The organism is Larkinella bovis, assembly GCF_042655385.1.
GTDB classification, from domain to species: domain Bacteria; phylum Bacteroidota; class Bacteroidia; order Cytophagales; family Spirosomataceae; genus Larkinella; species Larkinella bovis.
This window is the reverse complement of record NZ_JBHSMA010000002.1, coordinates 343,720-369,425: the sequence shown is the minus strand read 5'-3', so window position 1 is coordinate 369,425 and position 25,706 is coordinate 343,720. Positions and strand designations below refer to the sequence as shown.

Sequence of the window (25,706 nt, the reverse complement as noted above, 5' to 3'; positions counted from 1 at the left end):
TCGTTGGTTGAATTGTTACGGCCGGGGCGGTTTTGGAGGGTCTCAAATGCCCCGGTGGCTAAGCTCGAAAGCCCGGTTCAAGGTGGCTTCCTCCAGCCGGCTGGTTTTCGGCTTTTAATTTATTCGAAAGCGTCCGCACCGAATTGATTCCGGTTTGCAGGGACTCGTACACGGTTTTGAAATCCGGGGCCAGGGCGGGGTCTCCCACTTTTTCCTCAATGGAAAAAGTGGTTAACTGGGTCAGAATCAACAACTGACCGATATTTTCGTGCAACTCCTCGGCGGCTTCCTTCAGGAGTGCACGCTGCCATTCCAGCCTGGAGACGAGACGTTCCCGGTCCAACGCATCCTGTTTTGCCTGGCGTTGCCCCTGACGCCTGCGCATTGTCAGCCAGCCGAGAAGAAATAGAATGATCCCAGGTACGACCAGAATCGTAACCTCCAACGTCAGTAGAGTGAACACCATGGAACCCGTATCTGACAGAGACGACTCGCTGCTCGCCCGGTTTTTGAATGCCCACCGAGATCGACCGTTCTCCCCCGTATTTTCGACATATTTTCAATAGTTTAGGTTACGATCAACGAATATTTCACTAATTAGCTGTTATTTTTAAACACATGATCGGAGTAAACAAATTTCCCAATCCTCTTTTTTAGACTCAACGGGGAATTTCCCGTATTTCATAGCATTTTTCACGGACTGAATTCAGCCAATTGTTCCCAGCCACCGAATCGTTTCAAGCCTGAAATTGCTCAGCCTTCATGCGTCCTTTTTATCTGCTTTTCACGTTCCTGCTGATCACCCTGACCGAAACCGTCGCCCGGTCTCCGGCGGACAGCCTGCGGAGACGACTGGCCCAGTTACCACCAGCCAATCAATCGTTTCGGGCTGATACGGCGCGGGGGCTGCTGCTGTGTCAGCTGGGTAAACTGGTCACGTCGGACGATACGGCCCTCGCCCTTTTCCAGGAGGCTCTATCGATTGCGGAAAACCGGAAATGGCCCCGTGGCCTGATGATTGCCCAGTGTTATTACGGTTATTTTTCGGGACGCAAAGGGTATTATTTCCGGGCCTGCGAATACCTCATGCGGGGCCGGCATACTGCGGAACAGTTGCACGATAAACAGTACCTTGGGTTTGCCTTGCGGTATCTGGCCGATAACTTCCAGAATTCCAATGCCCCGGATACCGCAATGGCCTATTACAAAGCAGCCATGCCGGTTTTACTGGCAGCCGGCGACACCTCGCGTTACCTGGTCAGTATCAACAACATCGGTTTGCTGTATTACCGAAAAGGCGACTACGCTAAAGCGATCGAATCGTTCAAATTATGCCTCAGTAAAAACCGTAAGCCCTATTTCATGGAGGTGGAAGGCTATTGTCTGGTGAACCTGGCGGCCAGTTACCGGCAATTGGGGCAGTACGAAAAGGCGCTGGAGTCCCTGGATCACTTCCGGCAACTGAAACAGAACGACCCCAACGAACGCGCAATCGCCGATGCCCAAACCGCCCACATCCTGATCAGGCAGGGAAAAACCCGGGAGGCTCTGGCGCTGGCCGAGAAAACCGCCCGAAACCATAAAGTCCTGATGAGCAACGCGTTAACTGAACTAAAAGAAGCTCTTTATCTGGGCTATAAAACGAATGGGAATTTCGCAGCGGCCCTCGCCAATCACGAAGAACTCACGGCGATCAAGGAAAAAGACCGGCAGGACATGCAGCAGAAGCAACTCAACGCCCTGCGGTTCGAGTACGAAAACGAGAAGAATAAAATCAGGGTCGTTCAGTTAAACAATGACATGGCCGAAAAAGAAACAGAGCGCAATGTCCTGATGGGAAGCATAGCGGTTTTTCTTCTTTTCATCAGTTTGCTTTTCATTCAAAACCGCAAAATTCTTCAGGTGCAACGCCAGCTTGCGGTTTCCAACCAGGAACTTAACCACCTTAACAACACGCTCGAAGAGCGTGTTGTGGAACGGACAACCGAACTTACCCGGGCGAACCTTGAACTGATTCGAAAGAACGAGGACATCAAGGAAGCCTATTACAACGGTCAGTCGATCGAACGCAAGCGGGTTGCGTCCGAACTGCACGACAACCTCGGCAGCACGCTGGTGGCACTCCAGTGGCAGTTGAACGGTTTCGACGTTCAAAACCTCTCCCCGGAAGAGCAGCGGATTTATTACAAGTTGCTCGACACGATGGAGCAGGCGTATAAAGACGTTCGTTCGATCTCGCACAACCTCATGCCCCAGGAACTGGAAAAGCTGGGCTTATCGCCGGCGCTGGAACGGCTCGCCAGTGATATCAACCGGAGTGGCCGACTGACGCTTTCGTTCAAATCGGACTACCGCGGGGGCCTGTTGAGTAAAAAGCAGGAAATGGAAATGTACAGCATCGGGCGGGAGCTGATTGCCAATATCCTGAAACATGCCCGGGCTTCGACCGGCGAAATCCGGATTTCGGTTTCGGATGCGTCGATTGAGTTGACCGTTTCCGATAACGGCATTGGCCTTTCTGCGGGCACGGGATCCAACGGCAAAGGGCTGAAAAACATCATGGAACGGGCGGCCGCCATCCCCGGCGAAATCCGGGTTGAAACCGGCAACCCGCTCGGTACGGTCATTACGCTTACGGTATGGAAAGAGCAATGGGCTTGAACCGGTGCGGATCGTAGACATGCAGAAAATAGTAACCAAAACCGGCAAGCCCGTACAGCAGATTGGGACAAAAAAGATCAGATCGCTCGGGATGCGGCTCGCCGTAGGCATTGCCCAGCGGTCTGTCCTGCGTCAGATAGCGCCCGATTAATGTATCCGCTATTTTTTCGTCGGGCCCGGCACCGTCCGAAGCCGGTGGAAGCCTGCGAGCGTCACCGGGTGAACGCCCGTACGGCATTGGATTGGCCGGGCCGGTTGTAATCAGTGCCTCCGCCACGGGTGCCAAATCGGGATCTTTGTTAGCCCAATCGGGATGAAACCTACGCTGCATGTGCTCCGGCATAGGACCCGTTCCGCGGGCGTGCTGCACAACGAAGGCCAACAGTTCGGATTCGTAGCAATTTTCGAAGACGGTTTTCAGAAAAAACCGGATGCCTTTCACGCCTTCTTCAAACGAATCGTCCAGCATCCGGTACACCACTTCCTTCCGATCGGAACCGGGTCGGTAACTGAGCCAGTTGCAGGACCAGCTCTGACCGTCGAACGACCAGATGGCTTCCCGACACAGTTTGATGGCGATGCGCAGAGCCGCCAGCAGGTACGCTTTCCGGCTGAAGCCAAGCTGTCCAAACCAGTCGATTTCGTCGATCAGCCGAAACCGGACGACCCGATACCCATCGTCACCGGAACCCAGGGCCGGGCGCCGGGGCAGCCGGTTCAGTTCCGCAAAATGCGCAAACAGAAACGCATACTGGACCGCCGAAAATGGGTTTCGGTAAAAATTATCCGGGTCGTACCCTTTTTCCAGTAAAAAATCGTCGACTTTCTCGCAGCGGCTAACCGGGTCAAAATCGTGACCAACGGCCATCAGCGCATCAGCCAGTTGAAAGGCCCGATCCAGCCCGAAACTTGTCCCGGTATCCGGTTCTTCGGCAACGCTCAGGCCGGGTGCCAGTTCGCGGGTAAACAGGGGCACATCCGTTCGCAGCACTTCGTTGCGTCGTAGCTCCTGGTAGACATTCTGCAACAGAATAGCCACCAGATTCAGATACCGGTGATCGGTATAGAGCACGGCGGAATCGGCCCGGTCGTATTTGGCCGGATCAGCCACGAATTTCAGGCTGAAGGGCACCTCGTGCAGGTTGAAGCAATTCTGGATTTCGCGCACCAGACAGGCCACGGCGGCTTTGGTCGGCTTCATGTTGACGTAAAACCGGATGTACCCCCGGTTGTCGCCGTCGGAAAGGTGCCGACCGTAAATCCAGTTGAATTTCACCGCATCCGCTACGGCACCGAAGTTATGCGTCGGTTCGTTGGATTCGAGCAAAATCCAGCCGGACGCCCGATCGATACCGGTTTCCATATACCGCCCGCCATTGACCCAACGGGCCTGGCTCCCTTTCAACAGAACGACCTCGCTGAAAAACCGGCTCGGGCGTTGGGTGCCGGTGGGATAACGCCAGCCCCGGCTGTTCCAGAAATTGAGCGTCACGCCCGTGTCGCGATAGGTAAACAACGGGACGTCGTTGGGTTCGGGGGTGGCCGGCTGGCCGGGGCGAATGTAATGCTTACGATACAGCCAAACCTGCAAAACCGCGCGCACATCCGAAGCATCGAAAATGAATTGTTCCGCCATCATCTCGCGGCTTATCGCGTCGGTTTTGTCCTCGCCATCCAGGAAAATCCGTCGCCGATCTTCCGAAATCCGGATCAACTGAACAAGGGGATGAATCTGTTCCCGGGTTCGGCTAATCATCTCTTTATCAACAACCATTGCTTCATGAACCAATTTTCAATTCTGAAATCACCCGTTCGGGCTGGGTCAGACACCGCTGTGCGTACAGAAACACGCTGGGAAAGTCGGTGAGTTTATCCGGCGTCCCTTCCACCGCCCAGCGGTAGTATTTCTGCAACAGAATAATCCCGAGCAACTGATGAATTTTCCGGCAAGCTGCCGGTTCAGACGATACGTCATATCCCGATGCGGTCAGCAGAATAGGCACCAATTCGAGGTACTGATCGCGGGAAATGGCAACATCCGTGGCCAGAACCGCCGTTCGGACGCTGGCCAGAAAATACTCGGCCGCGAGCGTGGCCAGTTCCCATAGCGGATCACCCGCACTCGCAAACTCCCAGTCAATGAGCACAAACCGGGATGTCGTTTCCAGTGGGTCGGCCATTGCCAGAATGTTGCGCCAGCAGGCATCCGTATTGACCAGATGTGACGTTTGCCAATCTGCCAGCCGTTCGTTCAGGGCGGTTTTGTGCTGCCGGACAAAACGCCCGAAAGCCGCTAAATAGGGGTTATTTGCGGTTTCGATCTGGACAATATCCGACTCCCGCAGCGTCAGCAGCCAGGGCGTGAACGTTCCGAAATGATGAACAGAAAACCGGTTTCTGAGCCTGTTCAGGTCCAGTTTTTCCCGCAGGTTTGCCATCAACCGGCCCAACTGGCGGGTAGGCTCGTTCAACCGGCTTCCCCGGAACGGCGCCGGAATCCGCCCGAGCAGCGTTTCAAACGAGATGACCCGGTCCGAATGATTCAGAATCAGGACCTGATTCCGGTCGTCGATGGGCAAAACCGCCTTCAGGCAATGCGCTTCCAGCCCCAGGTCCGACTCGTTCACCAGTTCATAAAACAGCAGTTCTTTCTGCCGTTCCGCCAGGTGATTCAGACTCCGGGGTTGTTTCAGAAAGAGATTTTGGCCGTCCAGCCGCCTGACAATGAAATTTGCATTACGGGCCGACGGAAACGGATTGTCAATGATGACCAGATCGCCCTTGAACAACTCCGTCAACTTAACCAGACCGCGATTCAGAAGATAATGAAAAACCGAGTACCCCGTCAGTGCAATCATGCCATCAGCGCCCGGTTCTGGTGATTGGTTGAGGTAGTACTCGCAATCCTGCTGTTCCCCAATTTGGCGCTGAGCGGGCCGAATGGTTCCGTCCTCCATTCTTTCAGTTCATCGTCGCTGTAGATATAGGGGGTATCCTGGTAGAGATAATTCGTAAAACCCGGGCTCTCCTGGTTTGCATAGGCGTCCTGAATCGTCTGGCCGGGTGGGCAGTAAAATACGTTTTCGGTACGCCATTCGAAATACAGGATTTTTTTCAAAAAGTAATTGGCCAGAAAGAGAGCCGCATAGTTCTGTTCCGCCGAAAAATGGGCCGCGAAGGTCGGCCCGTATGCATCGGTTCGGCGGGATTCCTGAATGTTATCCGTGAGATCGGCAGCCAGCACCCAACCCTGACGAATCACCGCCCGGGATGCATCGGTCGTATAGTCTGCTTCGGTTTTTTCCACCCCAAACTGCGTCAGGTGAAACTGACGGTACATGTCGAAGGAAATGTCGGCGGGTTTTGGTGTATTTTCCACGGGATGCCAGGGTTTACGGTGCTGTAAAAAGTGAGCTTTTACTTTTTAATTTAACTTCGTTCATAGGCCTAAACAGGCCATCAAATTTCACCAACAACCCAGACTTGAAACAGGGGAGAAATCCTGTATTCCGAAGGGGTTTTCCCCGTATTTCCACGGAGTCCCATAAGGTGGCCCGTGAACCGGTATCGCTTGATGGCTTCATCCAGCCAGCGTCAAAAAAGCGAACCGAGCGTTTTCGCTTTTATCCGAAAAAGGCCCAAAAACCGCTGAACGGGGCCTTTTTACCGTCGAAACGTGCAGTACCGAACGAGTTGACACCATTCTTTTCCCAACTTTTACTATTTTACCAAGTCATTTAACCTGCAAACCCATGTCCTTTCAGGCTTATATCGATACCATTGAGAAGAAAACGGGTAAAAAACCGGCTGATTTCAAACAGCTGGCGGCCGAAAAAGGCCTCCTTCGGCCCGGTACCAAAGCCGGTGACATTGTTGCCTGGCTGAAAGCTGATTTTGCGCTGGGCCACGGCCACGCGATGGCGATTTATAAAGTTTTCAAAGACGATAACCTCATCTAATCAATCAACCGGTTGCCGGGAACACCGAACGAAAGTACGTTGTTACGTTTCGTTGTGTAACTCTCACCGGCCCGGCATTAACGCACCCACCGACATGAAAGGAAACAAGCTGGATCTTTATCTCAGCATGGGCTATTTTCGGATGCACCAGGGCTTGTTTACGTGCCGCTACCTGGTGTACGGAGATACCATTTTTCCGGTACACTGGTTGCGGTTTGTGCTTCCCCAGGTTGACTATAAAAGTAAACAAACCAGTTTGCTCCGGCGCAACGAACGGTTCACGGTCATTGCCAAACGCTTTACGCTGACGGACGAGATCAATGCGCTTTATGAGCGTTACAAATTTTCGGTCGACTTCGAAGCGCCGGAATCGGTCGAATTCTGGCTCTATAATGACGTGCCCTACGATTTGTTCGATACCTACGCCATCGAAGTGCGGGACGAAAACCGCCTGATTGCCGTTGGCGTCTTCGACAACGGGAACCAAAGCATTGCTGGTATCATGAATTTTTACGATCCGGAATACCGCAAATACAGTCTGGGAAAATTCCTGATGTTGCAGAAAATCAACTTTGCCCGCCTTCAGCAGAAACTATATTATTACCCCGGTTATCTCGTCAGCAATTACCCCAAGTTCGACTACAAGTTATTTCCCTGCGAAGCGGCCACGGAGGTATTCGACGATACCAACGGCCAATGGCTGCCGTTCTCCTGGGAAACCGTCCAGATCCTCGCAGCCGACATTTTGAACGAACCCTAAAGACGGTTTTCGTTACACCGGCCAGCGGGTTTGCGTATAGGCGTCGTTCCAGAAGGACCATTCCAGCCGGCTCGAAAGCCGGACGGCTTCCCGCATGCCCGCCCGCTCGGCCGGGCCAGCGGTTTCGGCCAGCCGGTCGGTCAGGTCCAGCATTTGGGTGACCACCCGGTCAAAGTCCGGGCCGGCGTAGGTGTTGATCCAGTCGCGATACGGATTTTCGGAGACGGCCCGCTGGTAAATATACGTTCCCACCTCCCGGTAAATCCAGAAACAGGGCAAAACCGCAGCCACGCCCACCGCCGGCGATTGCAGCGACGTGGTCGCCAGCAGGTAGTTCGTATACGCAAAACAGGCCGGCATCTTCTCCGTTTGCGGCTCGATGTTATACCGCGTAAAATACGTCTCGTGCAGCGAGCGTTCCACCCGAATGGCATTTTGGGCAAACTCACAGAACAGCAGCATCTCGTCGGGCTGCGCCGAGCGGGCTGCCAGCTGACTGAGTGCCCGGCTAAAATCCACCAGATACAGAGCGTCCTGCTGGATGTAATACTGAAAGGTTTCGATTGCCAAACTACCGGCCGTCAGCTTTTTAACAAAACCGTGCTGCAAAATAGCATCGTAAAGGGGCGATATTTCCTGCCAGAGCTGTTCTGTGAATCGCATACCTGTTTATTCCCAAACATTGAAAAAATGGTGAACCGGGCCGTGTCCCGCGCCCAACCGGTACGCTGCCCCGGTCTGAAGCGCTCGCGTTACGTAGGTTTTAGCCCCGGATACGGATTCTACAACCGAACGTCGCTTGGCCAGACCCGCTGCGATGGCCGACGAAAGGGTGCAGCCCGTTCCGTGCGAATTCACGGTCTGAATCCGTCCTGATGAAAACCGGTGCTGTTCTCCAGTCGGTAAATAAAGCAAATCGGTACTTTCTCCGGTATCCAGGTGACCGCCTTTCACCAGAATAGCCCCCGGACACCAGTTCGCAAGGTCGCGGGCCGCCGGCAGCATCTCGTCGGCGGTTTGTACAGGTCGGCCCACTAATACGCTGGTTTCGGGCAGATTCGGCGTAATAACGGTGGCAAGGGGGAACAACTGGGATTTCAGCGCATCCACGGCTTCGTCCTGCAATAATTTATCCCCACTTTTAGCCACCATGACCGGGTCCAGAACGATGTTTGTCACCGCAAATTCCCGGAGCGTTTTTGCCACCTGGACAATCACTTCCGGCGAATGCAACATGCCAATTTTAACGGCATCGACACCGATATCCCCCAAAACCGCCTTGAGCTGCTCGGCAATAAACGCGGGCGGTACGGGCAGAATCCCGGTGACCGCTTGGGTATTCTGGGCGGTTAACGCCGTCAGAACCGACATTCCGTAGCAACCCAGGGCCGCGAAGGTTTTGAGGTCCGCCTGAATCCCGGCCCCACCGCCACTGTCGGAACCAGCGATGGTTAGTGCACGCGCGTAGGTTTTCATCCGTTTCGAAGTTGATTGAGTTGACGGGTCGCTTCGTAAGGCGACGGATGGCCACAAATCGCCGAAACCACCGCTGCTCCCGCAGCGCCGGCCTGCAAAACCGCCTGCAGGTTTCCGGCCTTGATCCCACCAATGGCAAACACGGGCCACCGGGACCGGCGGCAGATTTCCCGTAAACCCTCCAGCCCGAGCAAGCTTGACGTATCCTGTTTGGTGGCGGTTGGAAATACCGTAGCAGCCCCAATATAGTCAATCGCAAGCCCTTCCGCACTTTCCAGTTCGGCGAGATTGTTGATCGAAAGACCAATGATTTTATCCGGCCCAATCAGGTTGCGCACCATCGTGGGTGGCATGTCGTCCTGCCCAATATGAACGCCGTCGGCATCAACCGCCAGCGCCACATCGACCCGGTCGTTGATGATTAGTTTAGCACCGTAGGTTTCGGTAATCCGCTTTAGTTCAGCCGCGAGTTCGACAAACGCCCGCGTCGATGCGGTTTTCTCCCGGACCTGCACCCACTGAACGCCCGCCCGGCAGGCTTCTTCAACCACAAACGGGAGTGTGTGACCCGCCTGACCAGCGCATCCGGCATCAGTCACTAAATAGAGTCCGTGCATCATTCGTTGATTTTCAGACGGTCAGCAATATCCGACGCGGTCAACTGGTACAGGGCATCCAGGAAATTGACCTGCAAACTACCCGGTGCGGTTTGTTTTTCTACCGCCATTTCGCCCGCCACTCCCATCACCGCCATCGCGTGCGCAGCGGCCTGGAAATAATCCGCATTGACCGCAGCAAACGCGCCGGTCAGTGCCGTTGCCGTACAACCCATCCCCGTCACCCTGGTCATCAACGGGTGCCCGTTGGCAATCGCTGCGGTTTGCTCCCCGCGAATAATATAATCCGTCGCCCCACTGACCACCACGACACAACCCAGCGACCGGCTCAGTTGGTGAGCCGCATCAACGGCCGCATCGGATCCGAACAGGCTATCGACTCCCTTCGTCTGGGCATCCAGACCGGCCAGCGCCATAATTTCAGAAGCGTTTCCCCGAATGATCTCGGGAGCCGACAGGGTCAGCAGTTCCGCACTGACCCGGTTTCGGTACGGTGTGGCTCCCACGCCCACCGGGTCAAACACAATCGGCTTACCTAGGTCTTTTGCCCGACGCATGGCCTGTTTCATTCCGGCGACAAAATTTTCGTCCAGGGTGCCGATGTTGACCACCAACGCACTGGAAATAGCCACAAAATCGGCGGTTTCTTCGGGCGCATGCACCATGGCGGGCGAGGCCCCGACGGCCAGCAGAGCGTTGGCCGTGTTGTTCATGACGACAAAGTTGGTGATGTTGTGAATCAGCGGAGCCTGCGCACGAATCTGCGTGACATCGGTCCAGATGGATTGGGGTGTTGGAAACATAGTGCTGTCAAGGAGTTCATAAACAGCAACTTTAACGGGGGCGAGCGGTTTCCGGTAACTTTTCCCTACGGCCGTATGAACGGCATCAGGTGATGAGGGTGTGCTCTCAGTCGGCCCAATTCGGCACCGACACCCCTAAAGTTGCCCGGTAAAGGTAGGCGATTTTGGAATACGGTTTTAGATTTTCTGAAAAACCACAATACCGTTGTGGCCGCCAAAACCAAAGGTATTGCTCATGACAGTTCTGACTTCGGTTTCTAACGCGTCTTTCAGCACGATGTTCAGGCTGTCCGGAATAGCCGGGTCACGAACGGTGGTGTTGATGGTCGGCGGTATAACGTTATCGCGCATGGCCAAAATCGAAATAATGGCTTCGATAGCCCCGGCCCCGCCCATTAAGTGCCCGGTTATCGACTTTGTCGCACTGATGGAGAGGTTGGTTTTTCGATTCCCGGTCAACTGCGCGACGGCCTTCATTTCCGACAAATCACCCACTGGCGTTGAGGTTGCATGCGCATTCAGATAATCCAGTTCTTCGATATTGATTCGGGCTTCTTTCAGCGCCAGTTGCATGGCCCGGGTGGCACCGATCCCCTCCGGATGGGTGGCTGTAATGTGATAGGCATCGCCGGTCATGGCTGCACCCACCATTTCACCATAAATGGTAGCGCCCCGGGCCCGGGCGTGTTCATATTCTTCCAGAACAAGGGCCCCGGCCCCTTCGCCCATCACAAAACCGTCGCGCTCGACATCAAACGGCCGGGAAGCGATTTCGGGATTTGCATTCTGGGTCGACATAGCTTTCATGGAGCAATAACCGCCGAACGATGTCGGCGTAATGGCCGCATCGCAACCGCCACTGACAATGATTTTGGCTTTGCCCAACCGGATGTAATTAAACGCATCCATCAGGGCCGAGTTCGAACTGGCGCAGGCCGAAACCGCCGTGTAGTTGATGCCCATCAAACCGTGGCGGATCGAAATCATACCCGACGCCAGGTTGACCAGCACTTTCGGCACCAGAAAGGGACTGAACCGGGGATGGCCGTCGCCCGTCACAAACTCAGCCGTTTGTTCTTCCAGCGTTTCGGTGCCCCCCTGTCCGGAACCCCAGATGACGCCTACGTCGAACGGATCCATTTTCGCCAGGTCAAAACCGGAATCCTGAATGGCCTGTTCAGCGGCAATGAGAGCAAACTGCGTGAACCGATCCGTTCGTTTGACGTCATTCCGGCTCAGGTATTGTAAGGGATTAAAATCTGCTATTTCAGCCGCAAACTGCGTTCGGAACAGAGAAGCATCGAAACGGGCCATTTTCGCAAATGACGACTTCCCCTCCGTGACGTTTCGCCAGAAAGTCTGGAGATCGTGGCCAATGGGGGTAAACGCGCCCATTCCAGTAATAACAACCCGGTGTAACATAACCAATTTTTAAATGAGTCTGCAAAGAAAGCGACTTCCTGTTTCTCGTTAAAGTGCTTTGTCCGCCAGTTACCAGCTTTTCTCTACCAGTTACCATTCCGCCGTTGTGGTCCCTTCTCCGACCCGGTATTTTTGAATCATCAAACAGCCGAAAGGCGACCAAAACACATAACAAACACATACTAATAAACACGATCATGAACACATCCGTTTCATCCGCAACCAGCAGTTCGATCTTTGACAACTATGTTTCCGTTCTGAAAAAGTTCAATGATTTTAACGGGCGCGCCCGCCGGAGCGAATACTGGTACTTCTTTCTGGTCAACATCTTGGTTTCCCAGGGCTTAAACTTCCTGAATATTCTGCTGTTCAACGGCTCGGTTTTACTCGGCATGCTGGTCCTGCTGCTGAATCTGGCCATTCTGGTTCCGTCGGTTGCGGTGGCCGTTCGCCGGATGCACGACGTGGGCAAGAGCGGCTGGTATGCACTGGTGCCGGTTTATAACCTGATCCTGGCTTGTACGGAAGGCACCGCCGGTGCGAACGAATACGGCAACGACCCCAAAACGAAAGCCTGATTTTCAGCTTAGCGACAAATGAATCAGCCCGGTTTTAAAAGACCGGGCTGATTTGGTTTCAGATGCAGATATAGTGAAGAGAAACTGCTGGAAGGATCAGCGTGAGAGGGTCAGCGAACGGGTAAATTTCCGTCCATCGCTGAGTCGAATGCTATAAAAATATGTTCCGGTGGGTAAGTCTTTGTTCCGATCACGACCATCCCAGTCATTCTGATACGCTTTTGACTCGAAAATAACCGTCCCGTTCCGGTCAAAAATGGTCACCTCAGCCGTGAGTCCACCCAAATTCCGCAGCACAAACTTGTCATTGGTTCCATCGCCGTTCGGGGAAAAGCCTTCGGGAATGGTGAATTCACCCGCGGTTTCCGGGTTGATGCCTGAGCACAGGTTGGCCAGCGAGGAGATCGTCAGATTTTCAAACACGCCACTTGCTTTAACCACATAGGTATCGTAGTCGAAATCCGGCCCGGTTTTCTTCAGGACTACTTCACTGAGACCTGTTACAGGAAACGATTTATCATCGTTCCATTCAATCACTGTACCCGCTTTGTCCTGTGCATTGACCAGATCAAATTCGAGGGTGGCAACGGGTAACCAACTCGTGGTTACCGAGGTGGCATTGTGTTCCGATCCGCTGTAGATAATATTGAGCGAAACAATACCGCGCGTACTCCGCTCGACCGAACCGTTGAGCGACAAGGGTGAATAATTCAAACTCGCCTTTTCGCCCAGACTGGTGAAATTCTGCTGATCGACGATGGTCGGGGCTTTGATGCGTTGGGCATCGTAGGAAAAGCGAAGATTGGCGTTTCCCATCAAAAAAGAACTGTTTTCATTATGGGCTTTCACCTCCACCGCGACCTGTAATTTTCGATTGGTGCAATCCGCCTTTTTAAGTTGCAAACGCACATCGAACAGGCCATTTTGTGCTTTAGCGCCGAAAGAAGTACAAAATGCCAGTAAAAAGAAAAACCGTTTCATGTCCATTGGGTTTTCGTTCAATCCCTTGAATCTGGTTAGATTAATCAGGTCCGATAGCCGGGGCTACCGGACCTTTTACATTGTTCAATGAGGTACTTTGGAGTAGCGACCATTGTTTTTCTTCCACAGCACGCTATCGGTGAAGTTCACGTCAGCATCCAGGTTGAAGTCGCCATACCGGTATTGATCAAAAATACCGCTCTCATCTTTCCACAATTTTGAATCGAAGAAGTTGATGTCGAAGTTGTCACTGAACACATCCTTCTTCCCGTCTCCGCCGTACATCATCCATTTACCGTCGATCGGGATTTGTCCGAACGATGGCGGATCAGTAATCAGGTACGAATCCTGCGTAGTGAAGTCGAACAGTATTTTATTCGCAATCACCGGGACTTTCGTCGGCGACATCACGCCCATGTGATTTCGGTGTTCGATCACGACATGATACGATCCTTCCGGTATATCGAAGCAGGGATTCACAAACGTAATCCGTCCGTCATCGTGCAACAGCCCTGCCACTCGGAAGACTGGTGTTGTCGAAAGCTCGTCAGTCCGTAGCGATACCAATACCCAATCCACAATATCCTGATCATACGTTGTCAGGCTTTCCGTACCCGTATAATTCCAGGGGGCGGTATTGTAGGGCTGACCCGCTGGCGTTGGCACTGCAAACTGACCAATTGGCGTTTGACCCGGTAGCAGTCCACGCTGATTCAGCACCGTATTCATCTTATGCGTTGTCGTATTATACGGGCCTTCGAGCAGCACCTTCAATTCCATCGTCAAGCAAGCCGGACAGGTTCCCGGTGTTGCCAGCAACGGCACATCGGTATCTCCCGATGAGAGTCCATCGCTATCGGTCACCCGCACCACGGCCTTGTCATTTCCGGTAAAGCCCGGTGCTGGCGTGTAGGTGATCAGCACCCGGTGGTTCACCTGATCGACCGTGGCCGTAATCGTACCGTTTAGCGGTTGTGCGATGATGGACACACTATGTGTATTATCGACATTGACATCCAGGATTGGCATGTGAGCCGAGGTCGTCGATGAGCAATTTGTCACCAAAGGAACCACTGACAAAGCGGGCGGATTCGGAATATCGATCACCGTGATCGGCACTTCGATTACTGTGCACCGGTTCGTCTGATCACAGATCGTGATACAGACTTTATCAACACCAACGTAATCCGTATTCGGTGTGTAGAGCACACAGAGCATATGCGTCTGGTTGTTCACCGTAACCACGGCCGTTCCGTGCTGTGGTCCTCCGCAAATCGTGGCGGTGTGCACATCCGTCGGGGTATCAACAATCGGCACACACACCTCTTTGGGTGTATTTTTCGTGGTAATGATCGGCTGCGGCACCACCACTGGCGGTGTTCCCGAACAACCACAAACGCAGCGGATTACCTGAACCGGAATGTAAACCTGATCGAAGTTGCCACACTTATCCGTTACCGTCACACAAACCTGATCGATCCCCTGGAAGCCCGGGGCCGCCTTATACGTAATGGACAGTTGACGGGTCTGGTTATCAACCCCAATCGTAACGGTAGCATTACTGAAGCCTACTCCGCAAGCCGTCGCCGTGAACGAATCCACCAGATCAGCATCCAGAATCTGCATTGAAACCGTCTTGGTGCTGTCTTTACAAATCAGCATCGGTTGGGCGACAATCAACGGTGCATCCGTACACATCGAGCAGGCCGTGCTACTAGCGACTGTAGCCGAGACTGGTACTGCGTTTCGGCATCCACCCGGGGAAAGAACCGTCAGACTGTATGAACCGGACGTCAGACCGCTTACCACCAACTGGCCGTTGACCGCTGAGGTAAACGGACCACATTGTGTACCAGAACCGTTGTTGTAGCAAACCGTATAGCTTTGGTTCGCCGTCAACCCGCCGAGTGTCACACTGCCGTTCGTGCCGGAACAGGTGGTCGGCGCTGTCGTCGTGACCAGATTAGGCGCCGGAATAGCCATCACTGTAATGGGCACGATGGCCGGAATCGACGTACAGCCATTCACGGTTTGAATGACCGTATAACTCCGAACACCGGTTGCCGTTGGCGTAGCAGTAGCGGTTCCTCCGTTGATACTGGAGAGATCAAGTCCCGTCCAGGTGAACGGGCCATCCGTCGAACTGGAAGCGGTCAGCGTTACCGATTGACCGATACAGATGGTGGCGCTGGGGGTTACCGTAACCGTAGGTTGAGCTGGTGTCTGTCCTACCAGAGTCGCCGAAACCGGTTGGCTACTGCAACCGCCATTCGACACCGTTACGCTGTAAACACCCGCCGTCAACGAATTCATGACGATGTTGCCAAGGCCATTGGACGATAGTTGCAGGCATACCGGTGACCCAATACCGTTGACCCGGTAACAAACCGTATACAACTGGTTCGACAGTAAGCCTCCCAGCGTCACTCCACCGTTGGGGTTCGAGCAGGAATTCGGATCGACTTTGCTAATTAAAACCGCACTGGGTACCGGATTAACTGTAATCAACGTCACCGCCGAGGAAGAACCACAGCCCGCTACGGTCTGCGTTACCGTATAACTCATCGTACCTGTCGATTGGGGATTAACCGTGACCACACTGCCCGTTGTTCCCAGCAGCCCTGAACCTTTCCAGGTAAATACGGCCCCAGTTTCTCCGGTTGCCGTCAGGCTCACCGCTTGGCCCAGGCAAATCGTACTACCAGGAGCCACCGTCACGACTGGGTTGGGCAAGGCCGGGTTGGTCAAGGTGATGGCGCGCGCCGAACTCAGACACCCTAATTCATTGACTGTAATATTCGTATAAACACCCGCTGTCAACCCGCCAATCGTAATCAGACCGTTTACATTAGCTAATCGCTCGGCACAAACCGGCACTCCGGCATTCTTCGTATAGCAAACCGTATACGATTGCCCTGGCGTCAGGCCGATGAGTGTCATGCTACCGTCTGCGCTGTTACAAACCGTCGGATTGGTGGCCGTTACAGAGAATGTAGGCGTCGGTTTTACCACAACCGTTACCATCGAAGGCGGAGAAACACATCCGTTCGCGGATTGGATGGCGGTATACGTAACGATTCCGGTCACATTCGGGATCGCCGTTACCGGGCTACCGCTTGAGGCAAGCAATCCCGGCCCATTCCATTGGATATTGGTCCCGGAAGCCGTCAGGATGATGCTTTGACCCATACAAACTGCCGTCACGCTGCAGGTCGCTGATGGTGCCGGCAACCCACCGGACAAGGTAGCGGATACGGCATTACTGACACAGCCATTTTGCGCCACCGTGATGTTCGTATACAGTCCGACCCCCAAACCGGATAATACAATTCGGCCATTCTGGTTCGCAAGCAGCGTCTGACAGAACGGATTATTCGGTGTCTTCGTATAACAAACCGTGTAACTTTCTCCAGCGGTCAAGCCGGTTAGTGTTAGGCTTCCGTTGTTCGCTGTACAGGTAGTCGGAGCGGTTGAAACCACCGAAATAATTGGGCATAGACTTGGACAGTTCGTGGGAGCAGCCAGGATTACCACCTGTGTACAACTGCCATTGCTCACCGTCACACTCAGGGGAACACCCAGCGCAATCCCACTAATCTGTCCATTCGACACCACCCCCGCACTGGCCACAAGCGTTACCCCCCCACTGCTGCTGTAGTGCACACTGTAGCTGCTCCCCTGACACACCGGACCCGCCAGACTCACCAGCGGTTGGCTACAGACCGGAACACTCGTACACGAAGACGGACTGTTGATGATCAGCGTCCGGGTATCACAACCCGTCGTGGCCACCACCGTCACATTCGTGCCCACCGTACCGGTCACCACCCCGTTGCTCAGGCTGCCACCCAGCACACTGAGCGTTGTTCCGCCACCAGCCGCCACACGGGCGATATAACTGCTCCCGTTCTGGCAAATCGCCTGCCCCACTGACAGACCCGCCAGGGCTGTACAGTTGACCGGGGGACAGACCGCAGCAGGCACCGTCAGCACACTGCTCTGTCCACAGCTGTTGCTGGCCGTCACCACCAGGGCTACCCCCAGCGGAACGATAATCGTCTGATTGGCCGTATTGACCGTGCCCACACTAGTACTCAAACTGGTGCCTATGCTAATGGTATAGCGAACGCTATAGCTGTTTGTCACCGTGTTACACACGGGTGCCGTTACCGTTAACACGGGTGCCGGAACCGGACATAAAGGTGGACAAACAGTGAATATATATGGTGTTGCAGCTACCCAATGGCAGGGATAATCCATCAAACCATCCCAGGCAGAATTTATATTCTTGCCAATGATTGTCGTAAGCGGATTAGTCGTTGCATATACATAATAAGTACCTGAAACCACCCCTGTAAAGTTTGGCGTACTGCTTACATAAAGTATATTCCCCGCAGCATCTGTTGCGATATATCCGAGTGAATTGTAACAGTTTATTACCGATGCCGGAGTTGTCAAAGTATAATTGACCAGCCAGTTTCTTGACCCCTCAGGCACTGCGGGCACAGTGATTGTTCCGTCTGTGCTGCCACATACTGTACAGCTAACCGGTGAAGAAACCGGAATTATTTGCGGCAGACAGGTTCCATTGGTTACTGTGATGCTAATTGGCGTCCCTGCTGGAATGCCCGAAATCATTTGCTGGGCAGCATTGATCACTCCTCCGTTCGATAATACCGTCACGCCCGACGGAGCCGTATACCGAACACTGTATGTATCGCCATCACAATGCGTCCCAGCAATGCTTACCATGGGATTTTCACATATCGGACCCGAACAAGAGGCCGGACTCATAATCACCATGGACTGTGTGCTGCATCCTAGTGTGGCAACCACTGTCACATTACTGCCTACTGGCGCCGTTACCACACCATTGGAGTAGCTGCCTCCGCCGATCACATTGATAGTTGCCCCCGCATTGACCGTTACACTGGCCAAGTAATTAGTACTACCTGAACAGATAGCCTGCCCTACCGACAATCCGGCCACCTGGGTACAACCTACTGGACAATTCGGTGCCAATACCGTCGTTGAGGTTGAACTACCACAGTTGTTAACTGCTGTAACTACCACACTTTGGCCTTGTTGTACTGTGATCGTCTTCAAGACCAGATTAATCGTACCTGCACTAGCTGTTACACTAGCTCCTGCACTTACTGTATATTGAATCGTATATGTACCTGTGGCCGTGTTACATACCGGATCCGTTATTGTTAACACCGGTGCTGGCGCTGGACATAAAGGTGGACAGTTCGTGGGAGGAGCCAGGGTTACCACCTGCGTACAGCTGCCATTGCTCACCGTCACACTCAATGGAACACCCAGCGCAATCCCACTAATCTGTCCATTCGACACCACCCCCGCACTGGCCACAAGCGTTACCCCCCCACTGCTGCTGTAGTGCACACTGTAGCTGCTCCCCTGACACACCGGACCCGCCAGACTCACCAGCGGTTGGCTACAGACCGGAACACTCGTACACGAAGACGGACTGTTGATGATCAGCGTCCGGGTATCACAACCCGTCGTGGCCACCACCGTCACATTCGTACCCACCGTACCGGTCACCACCCCGTTGCTCAGGCTGCCGCCCAGCACGCTGAGCGTTGTTCCGCCACCAGCCGCCACACGGGCGATATAACTGCTCCCGTTCTGGCAAATCGCCTGCCCCACTGACAGACCCGCCAGGGCTGTACAGTTGACCGGGGGACAGACCGCAGCAGGCACCGTCAGCACACTGCTCTGTCCACAGCTGTTGCTGGCCGTCACCACCAGGGCTACCCCCAGCGGAATACTACTGATTACCCCATTGGAGACCACCCCCGCACTGGCCGTGACGATAGCCCCCACACTGGCCGCATAGCTCACCGTGTAGGTTGAACCACCCGGCGCACACACCGCCGAAGAAACCGTCACCACCGGCGACTGACACACCGGACAGTTCGTGGGTAGACTTAACACCGCCGTACCAGTTGCCATACAACCGTTGGCATCGGTCACTGTCAACGTATAGCTTCCTGCGCCTACACCGGTCAATGATGGACTCGTTGATCCGTTACTCCAGTGGTAAGCATAACCGGGCGTTCCACCACTTATACCAGCCAACGTAATGTTGCCAACTGTGCTACCACAGGCAATAGTTGATGGCGAAAGTTCGGCAATGATGGGCGTCGGCTGCGTAATGATGACCTGATCACTCGTTTTACAGCCATTGGCATCCGTTACAATTACACTATAGGTTCCAGCCGACAGGCCGCTGATGCTATTCGAAATGGCACCGGTATTCCACAGGTAGGTGAAGGGCGCCATCCCGCTCGTTATGTTAACAGAAGCCGTTCCGTTCGACCCGCCCGAACAGTTCACATTGGTCTTGTTAATGGTGAATTGAGGACCACTTGTATCATCGATACTCACGGATGTAATGACAAAACACTGGTTCGCATCGGTCACAGTCACACTATACACCCCAGTGACCAATCCGTTGACAGAATTGGTAACGCCCCCCGTGCTCCAACGATAGGTATACGGACCACTTCCTCCCGATGCAGTAACCGTCGCAGACCCGGTTGCTTGCGCACAGGCCGCTGGGGTACCACTGGTAATTGCCGTCAAGGTTCCCGGGGTACTTGATATGGCGATCAGCATAACGTCTTTACACCCATTCTGATCGGTCACCGTTACGCTATAAACACCCGCCATAACCGCACTAATGGTATTCGTCAAACTTCCATTGCTCCATTGGTAGGCGTACCCGGGATTTCCACCCGTTGCGGTTACACTAGCGGCTCCCGTTGCGCCAGCACAGGTTGCCGGGGTGCTAGAGAGCAGTGATAGTTGCGGACCGCCTTCATTACCGACTGCAACTGTTGTGGTGGAGAAGCAGGTGCTATTGGCCGCATCCGTCACCGTTACCGAGTAAATGCCGGAGACCAGTCCCGCTATCGTCGGCGTTAGACCTCCCGTGCTCCAATGATAGATATAGTTTCCGCTACCCCCGCTGGCGGTTACCGTTGCCTGACCATCCGCCTGATTACAATGCGCGCTGGTCGAAACGAGATTCAATCCAAGGGTACAGGGCGGCTGGCAAACAGCAACCGTGATGGACGTTGCTGTAACCTGCGTAGTCGAACACCCCTCTGCAGAAGTTACTACCACCGTATAGCTTCCGCTATGGGTCAACGCAGCCGGGCCAACGGTCACCACCGCTCCACTGGCAGTGAAGTTATTTGGTCCGCTCCAGGTATAGGTATAGCTGCCCGTCGGTGTCACATTGACCGTCAGTACGAAACTTCCACCAACACAGGCTGTGGCACTACTGATGGCAGCGATTACATTCAATGACGGGCTCACCGTGATAGCGACCGAACGGCTTGTTGAACACCCTCTTGAATCCGTAACGGTAACCGTATAAACGCCATTTGGTAAACCGGTTACGCCAGAGCCTTCCGTCATGGTACCCGAAACCGGCCCGCTGTAGGCAATGGAAAAACCGGGTGTTCCGCCCGTGATGTTCGTCACCATTAGGCTTCCTCCCTGTCCACAGGTTCCAGGAGTGGTTTGAAAATTAAAGTTGACGGTCGCGGGTGCTATAATCTCGAAGATTTGGGACGAAAGACAGCCATTGGGCTCAATCCGGGTTATTTCGTAAACCCCAGCTCCCAGTGTATAACTCCGCGCAATATTCCCCGCTGTAGTTCCCACTAGTCCACCACCCAAGAAAGAAATCGTATACTGAGTCGTCACTGATTGCCCCCCCGCAAATGTGACTACGCCCGACTGACCCGCACAGAGTGGTTGCTGCTCGATAGCCCAGCCCGCGACCGCCGGAGCCGGAACCGGGTTGATAATAACCACCCTGCTATCCGAAACACAGAGTGGGTTACCACTGGCAATCTGAATACTATGCGTACCCGCACCCAGAATCAGGGTTTGAGTGGTATCGCTTACCGAAGTAGCAACCCCGTCGACGGTGAGTTGGTAAGGACCACCGACTGAATTCCAGCTCACAACTACCGTACCGGAGGTACCGCAAGTAACCGGCTGTGAGACCGCTTCCGTCAGGCTTAAACTGGTTGGCAAAAGCGGAACCGTTACCGCCTGAATGCCACGGCAGGTACTGCCAACGCCGGTGACCGTAAAGATATAGTTACCCGCCATCAGGCCCGTGATCTGCACCGGACTCGCCGAACTCGTCGTACTACCGCTGCTCGGCCCCGTCCAGCTAATGGAATAGGGGGTTGTCCCACCGGCAATGATCAGTTGGGCACTACCGTTGGCGGCTCCGCAATTCGCACCACTGACACTGGCCAGATCGACATCCGGACCGGGTGTTTCACTAATCGACACTGTACTGGTGAAGCTTTGTACGCAATTACCACTTGTTTCGGTAATGGTTACGGAATAAACCCCCGCGGCTACACCAGACAGGATCGCGGAAGTACCTACTACTGTATTGGTAGTCGCGTTTTCCCAACGATAGGTTACAGTTGCGCCCCCCGGTGAAGCGGGTAGCAGGGTAGCCGTCGCGCTACCGGTACTACTTCCACAAGCCGGGTCCTGCGCCGTTATTGAAATCTGGACCAATCGCGGAGGGCAGCAGTCAGCAACAGTCACTGAAACCGGTGTTGTGGCCGTGGCGCTACACCCGTTCGCCTCGGTTACGGCAAAGGTATAACTGCCACTATTGCTTACCTGAGCGGAAAGAATGCTGGGATTCTGAATCGTTGCAGCAAAGCCGTTGGGACCAGACCAGCTATAGGAATACGGTGGCACGGTTCCCGTTGTTACATCGCCAAGCAAATGTACGGTACTACCCACGCAAACGGAGGCCGAAACAAAATCAGCCTTTACGATCGGTGCCGGATTCACAATTACAGAACCGACAGCCGTCCCCGTACAGGCATTTCCCCCCATTACCGTTACGGTATAACTACCGGCATCGGTGGCATCAACGCCAGTTAGGGTAACGACCTGCCCGGTAGCCGTGAACCCGTTGGGACCGATCCATAGGTAATTCACAGCTCCCCCCGTAGCCGTTAAGGTTACGTTACCACCCGCGCAGGCTTGCTGCGGTTGCACCTGCACAGTAGGGTTCTCGCCCACTGTTGTGCTAACCGTCTGGGTCGCCGTACAACCGCTGCCACCACTGACAATAGCGGTATATGTACCCGCCATGCTCATCTGGGCATTGGCACGGTTCAGCGGATTTCCGGTTAAAGTCAATCCGTCGGGTGTCCGCCAATTCACCGTGAGGGGTTGCGTACCGCCCGAAACCGTGGCCGATAGACTTAGTGACTGCCCCACGCAGGTTGGCGGAGCCGAAAGATTCGCAATGCTGGGGGCAGGATTCACCAGGATCGTCACGCTGGCAGGCAGGGATATACACCCCCCAACCGTCTGGGTGACGGTATAGACAAAACTGCCCGATGTACCCGGTGTTGCCGTCACGGGACTTCCCGTGATCGGTAACAGATTCATTCCGGTCCATTGCAGGTTTGTCCCATTGGCGGAAAGCGTCACCGAGTTCCCCAGACAAATAGCCGAAGACGGTAACACGGTAATTACAGGCGGAATTGGCGGATTCGGATCGGTTAAAGTAATAGATTGCGGAACAGCTGCGCAGCCATTCTGTGAAACCGTGACGGAATACACACCCGACGACAATGAACCGATTACAATTTGTCCGCCGGCAGCCGTTTGGGTCATCGAAACCGACGTTCCACCGTTTTGATTATAACTAATGGTATAAAGCTGACCGCTCGTCAACCCGGTGATCGTAACGCTACCGTTGGTGCCGGAGCAGGAAGTCGGATTGGACGGAACGAGGGTAAATGTCGGCAAGGGCGTAACAGTTACCGCAATAGGTGTTGTTGCCGTAGCCGTACAACTGTTTTGATCGGTAATCGTTACGGTATAATTGCCATTATTAGCAGCGGTGGCATTGGGAATGCTAACGGTGTTGCCCGTCGTGCTGGCCGAGAAATTGGGGCCACTCCAGACGTACGAATACGGTGGAACCGTCCCGGTTGTTACATTGGCGGTCAGTTGAATGCTGTTTCCGGCGCAAATCGTGGCCGACAGCGGAGTAATGGTCACCACCGGCGATGGATTAACAGTTAGGGTGACGGTCGCAGTCTGAACACAATTGGGCGCACCCGAATCCGTTACGACTACCGTGTAGGTTGCGGTGCCAACGGGGGTAACAACCACGCTCTGGCTGTTGCCCGGCGTTACGTTGGGCGTCCACTGATAACTCAAGGCTCCAATAGCGCCGGACGTCAGGGCCGCCAGGGTTACGCTGGTTCCTGCACAAACGACGGTTTGACTGGCCGAAGCCGTGGCCGTCAGCGAACAGCAGTTGATCACACTGACGGAAACCGGCGTTACTGCCGTTGCGGAACACCCGTTCGCATCCGTAATGATAATGGAATAGCTTCCGGCATTGGCCACTGTCGCGTTGGAAACCGTCGCCGAATTAACCGTCGTCGTTGTGGAATAATTGGGACCAGTCCAGGTATAGATATAATTCGGCGTACCGCCGGAAGCGGTTGCTGCTAAGACAAAACTACTGCCAACACAGGCCGTCGCAGAGCTTGCGGTCGGTGTTACGCTCGGAGCCGGGTTGACCGTAACGGTCACATTGGTCGGCGCGGACGTACAACCACCCACAGTTTGGGTCACGGTATAAACAAAGGCCCCCGACGTTGCTGGTGAAACCGTCACCGGATTACTGGTTGTTTGCGATAGATTCGTACCTGTCCAGGTAAAGCTGGCCCCCGCCATACCCTCTGCGGTTAAGGTTAAACTGCTCCCCAGACAGATCGTCAGTGAAGGACTTACCGTAATGGTCGGGGCAACCGGCGGATTAGGATCCGTTAAAGTAGTTGATAATGTACTTGTACACACATCATTGGAAACCGTAAATGAATAGACCCCAGCCGACAATCCAGAGACAACAATCTGTCCGGAACCATTGGCGGTGAGTGGTTGCGTGACCGGATTAGCGCCGTTCTGTGTATAGACAATGGAATAGTTTTGGCCCGCAGTTAACCCATTCAGGGTAACCGATCCATCCGTTCCTAAACAAGACGTGGGATTTGCAGGGGTAATACTGGCGATGGTAGCGGCATTCAACACCGTCACAGATGTCGTATTAGAAGCCGTACAGGATTGTCCGCTGGTCGCAACAACCGTATAAGAATACACCCCCGCAGCCGACAGGGTAGCCGTTACCGGGTTACCCGTCGAAGCCGCCAGGCCCGGACCTATCCAGTTGTAAGAAGAAAAACCGTCGGTTGCGCTCAACGAGACAACGGCGCTACCGTTCGAAAGACAGACCGTCGGAGTATTTGTAATTGACACCTGGCCGGAACTAAGCCACGAGACGATGACGCACGCCTGGTCGGTTGCGGTATTACAACTATCCCGCAGGGTGTTACAAATTGTTAACGAACCCGGTTGCGTAACCCCGCCCACCTGCGGGAAGGAAACGGTATAGGCGCCGGTCGTCGGGTTAATCGACACGTTGGCCGATAACGAAGAAGGGCTTACCGTAAAACCGGACCACTGCTGCGCATTGGTGGGGACCACCGATGTCCCGGCCGGTAGACCAGCCGGATCCCAGTTACGGAATACCTGCGTAAAATAATTATTGGAATAAGAGGTAGAAGTCGCACATACGGTTTGAAGGTCATCCTGTATATCAGGAAGGATTACATTTATACTATTCTCCGGAGCATTTTTACAATAGCGGTTCGCGGTTGTCGAGCCCGCATTCCGGGATACCGTATAACTTAACTGGTTATTGAAGTTATTCCCAAATACCGAAAACATCTGCTGCTGGATCGGCTCGCCGTTGACCAGAATTCGTACCAACGATACGCATCCTTTACCCGGAAAAGAGAATAGCGGAACGGGCACACCAGCCGTAGTCGGGGAATTACTATCCAGAGGACCCGTAGGCCCATCTGGATCGACATCGTCGCCGAACACCGCTTTCCCAACCTGATGAACGGTGAAGCCATTCAATGTCGATAAAGGAGTTGCGCCAACACTAGCAATAAACTCATTATCAAAGACCTGATCCGCCCAGGCACCATTGATATTGGTTATCTGGAAAGGAGCATCTCTCCCATTGCCCCCTGGCGTTGTGAACCCGTTTGTGGTAACAATCGTGAATTGCCCCGACGTAAGGCGGTTTGGTGTGCTGCTCGTAGGGACATACCAGGCCGTATACCGGTTCGTAACGAGATCATACGTTAACCGAAAATCGGCGACGGGTAATGTCCCCAACGCATCGCAACCCGGGACATTCTGGGCGAACGTGATAGGGCTGAACAAGCTGCTCAGCGCTATCAGTAATATCACCCATACTCTCTCTTGCACCATGATCCACGTTCTCATTTTGGTAGAGTCTTTTTGCTTGGTACTCATTGTCATCTTATTAGCTA

15 protein-coding genes and 1 riboswitch are annotated in these 25,706 nt (G+C 53.9%); of the genes, 4 read left to right on the top strand and 11 right to left on the bottom strand.

The features are described 5' to 3' along the window. Positions 1-58: 58 nt before the first annotated feature. Positions 59-385, bottom strand: a complete 327-nt coding sequence (locus ACFPMF_RS08695) for a sensor histidine kinase (protein WP_379843236.1) — start codon at positions 383-385, stop codon at positions 59-61. Between the two features lie 377 nt (positions 386-762). On the opposite strand from ACFPMF_RS08695, the gene ACFPMF_RS08690 reads away from it, so the two are divergent. Continuing rightward, complete coding sequence (locus tag ACFPMF_RS08690; protein WP_379843234.1) at positions 763-2,661, top strand: tetratricopeptide repeat-containing sensor histidine kinase; 1,899 nt, start codon at positions 763-765, stop codon at positions 2,659-2,661. Here the strand turns inward: ACFPMF_RS08690 and ACFPMF_RS08685 are convergent. Genes ACFPMF_RS08685 through ACFPMF_RS08675 form a run of 3 tightly spaced genes read right to left on the bottom strand, consistent with a single transcriptional unit; the run spans position 2,633 to position 6,040 of the window. Further along, positions 2,633-4,417: a T3SS effector HopA1 family protein gene (locus tag ACFPMF_RS08685; RefSeq protein WP_379843231.1), complete on the bottom strand. Its 1,785-nt coding sequence runs from the start codon at positions 4,415-4,417 to the stop codon at positions 2,633-2,635. The genes ACFPMF_RS08690 and ACFPMF_RS08685 overlap by 29 nt on opposite strands. A 22-nt stretch (positions 4,418-4,439) precedes the next feature. Continuing rightward, positions 4,440-5,519, bottom strand: coding sequence for a phosphotransferase (locus tag ACFPMF_RS08680; protein ID WP_379843229.1), 1,080 nt, complete (start codon positions 5,517-5,519; stop codon positions 4,440-4,442). Further along, positions 5,516-6,040, bottom strand: a complete 525-nt coding sequence (locus ACFPMF_RS08675) for a hypothetical protein (RefSeq protein WP_379843226.1) — start codon at positions 6,038-6,040, stop codon at positions 5,516-5,518. The genes ACFPMF_RS08680 and ACFPMF_RS08675 overlap by 4 nt, the downstream gene beginning before the upstream one ends. A 373-nt stretch (positions 6,041-6,413) precedes the next feature. Here ACFPMF_RS08675 and ACFPMF_RS08670 point away from each other — a divergent pair, with 373 nt between their 5' ends. Both ACFPMF_RS08670 and ACFPMF_RS08665 read left to right on the top strand, forming a co-directional pair. Further along, positions 6,414-6,620: a DUF4287 domain-containing protein gene (locus ACFPMF_RS08670; protein WP_379843223.1), complete on the top strand. Its 207-nt coding sequence runs from the start codon at positions 6,414-6,416 to the stop codon at positions 6,618-6,620. A 94-nt stretch (positions 6,621-6,714) separates the two neighbouring features. Continuing rightward, positions 6,715-7,380, top strand: coding sequence for an arginine-tRNA-protein transferase (locus tag ACFPMF_RS08665; protein WP_379843221.1), 666 nt, complete (start codon positions 6,715-6,717; stop codon positions 7,378-7,380). A 12-nt stretch (positions 7,381-7,392) separates the two neighbouring features. Here ACFPMF_RS08665 and tenA read toward each other — a convergent pair whose 3' ends face one another. The 5 genes from tenA to fabF all read right to left on the bottom strand — a co-directional run bounded on the left by tenA (position 7,393) and on the right by fabF (position 11,698). Then, entirely contained in the window at positions 7,393-8,043 is a 651-nt protein-coding gene (gene tenA, locus ACFPMF_RS08660; protein WP_379843219.1) for a thiaminase II, read from the bottom strand. Positions 8,044-8,049: 6 nt separating this feature from the next. After that, positions 8,050-8,856, bottom strand: a complete 807-nt coding sequence (gene thiD / locus ACFPMF_RS08655; protein WP_379843217.1) for a bifunctional hydroxymethylpyrimidine kinase/phosphomethylpyrimidine kinase — start codon at positions 8,854-8,856, stop codon at positions 8,050-8,052. Continuing rightward, positions 8,853-9,476: a thiamine phosphate synthase gene (thiE, locus tag ACFPMF_RS08650; protein ID WP_379843214.1), complete on the bottom strand. Its 624-nt coding sequence runs from the start codon at positions 9,474-9,476 to the stop codon at positions 8,853-8,855. Before thiE ends, thiD begins: the two co-directional genes overlap by 4 nt. After that, complete coding sequence (gene thiM, locus ACFPMF_RS08645) at positions 9,473-10,276, bottom strand: hydroxyethylthiazole kinase (RefSeq protein WP_379843211.1); 804 nt, start codon at positions 10,274-10,276, stop codon at positions 9,473-9,475. The genes thiE and thiM overlap by 4 nt, the downstream gene beginning before the upstream one ends. A gap of 45 nt (positions 10,277-10,321) precedes the next feature. Continuing rightward, positions 10,322-10,423, bottom strand: a riboswitch (TPP riboswitch). Between the two features lie 30 nt (positions 10,424-10,453). Then, positions 10,454-11,698, bottom strand: coding sequence for a beta-ketoacyl-ACP synthase II (gene fabF / locus ACFPMF_RS08640; protein WP_379843209.1), 1,245 nt, complete (start codon positions 11,696-11,698; stop codon positions 10,454-10,456). 197 nt (positions 11,699-11,895) lie between these two features. Between fabF and ACFPMF_RS08635 the strand changes: the two genes are divergently transcribed. After that, the gene (locus tag ACFPMF_RS08635) at positions 11,896-12,276 is read left to right on the top strand and encodes a DUF805 domain-containing protein (protein WP_379843206.1); all 381 of its coding nucleotides are present in this window, start codon (positions 11,896-11,898) and stop codon (positions 12,274-12,276) included. A gap of 96 nt (positions 12,277-12,372) precedes the next feature. Here the strand turns inward: ACFPMF_RS08635 and ACFPMF_RS08630 are convergent, their stop codons facing one another. Then, a complete protein-coding gene (locus ACFPMF_RS08630) occupies positions 12,373-13,257 on the bottom strand; it encodes a gliding motility-associated C-terminal domain-containing protein (RefSeq protein WP_379843203.1) in 885 nt (294 codons plus the stop codon). An 84-nt stretch (positions 13,258-13,341) separates the two neighbouring features. Beyond that, positions 13,342-25,659 carry an Ig-like domain-containing protein gene (locus tag ACFPMF_RS08625; protein WP_379843201.1) on the bottom strand — a complete coding sequence of 4,106 codons (12,318 nt, stop codon included), beginning with the start codon at positions 25,657-25,659 and terminating at the stop codon, positions 13,342-13,344. Positions 25,660-25,706 lie beyond the last annotated feature (47 nt).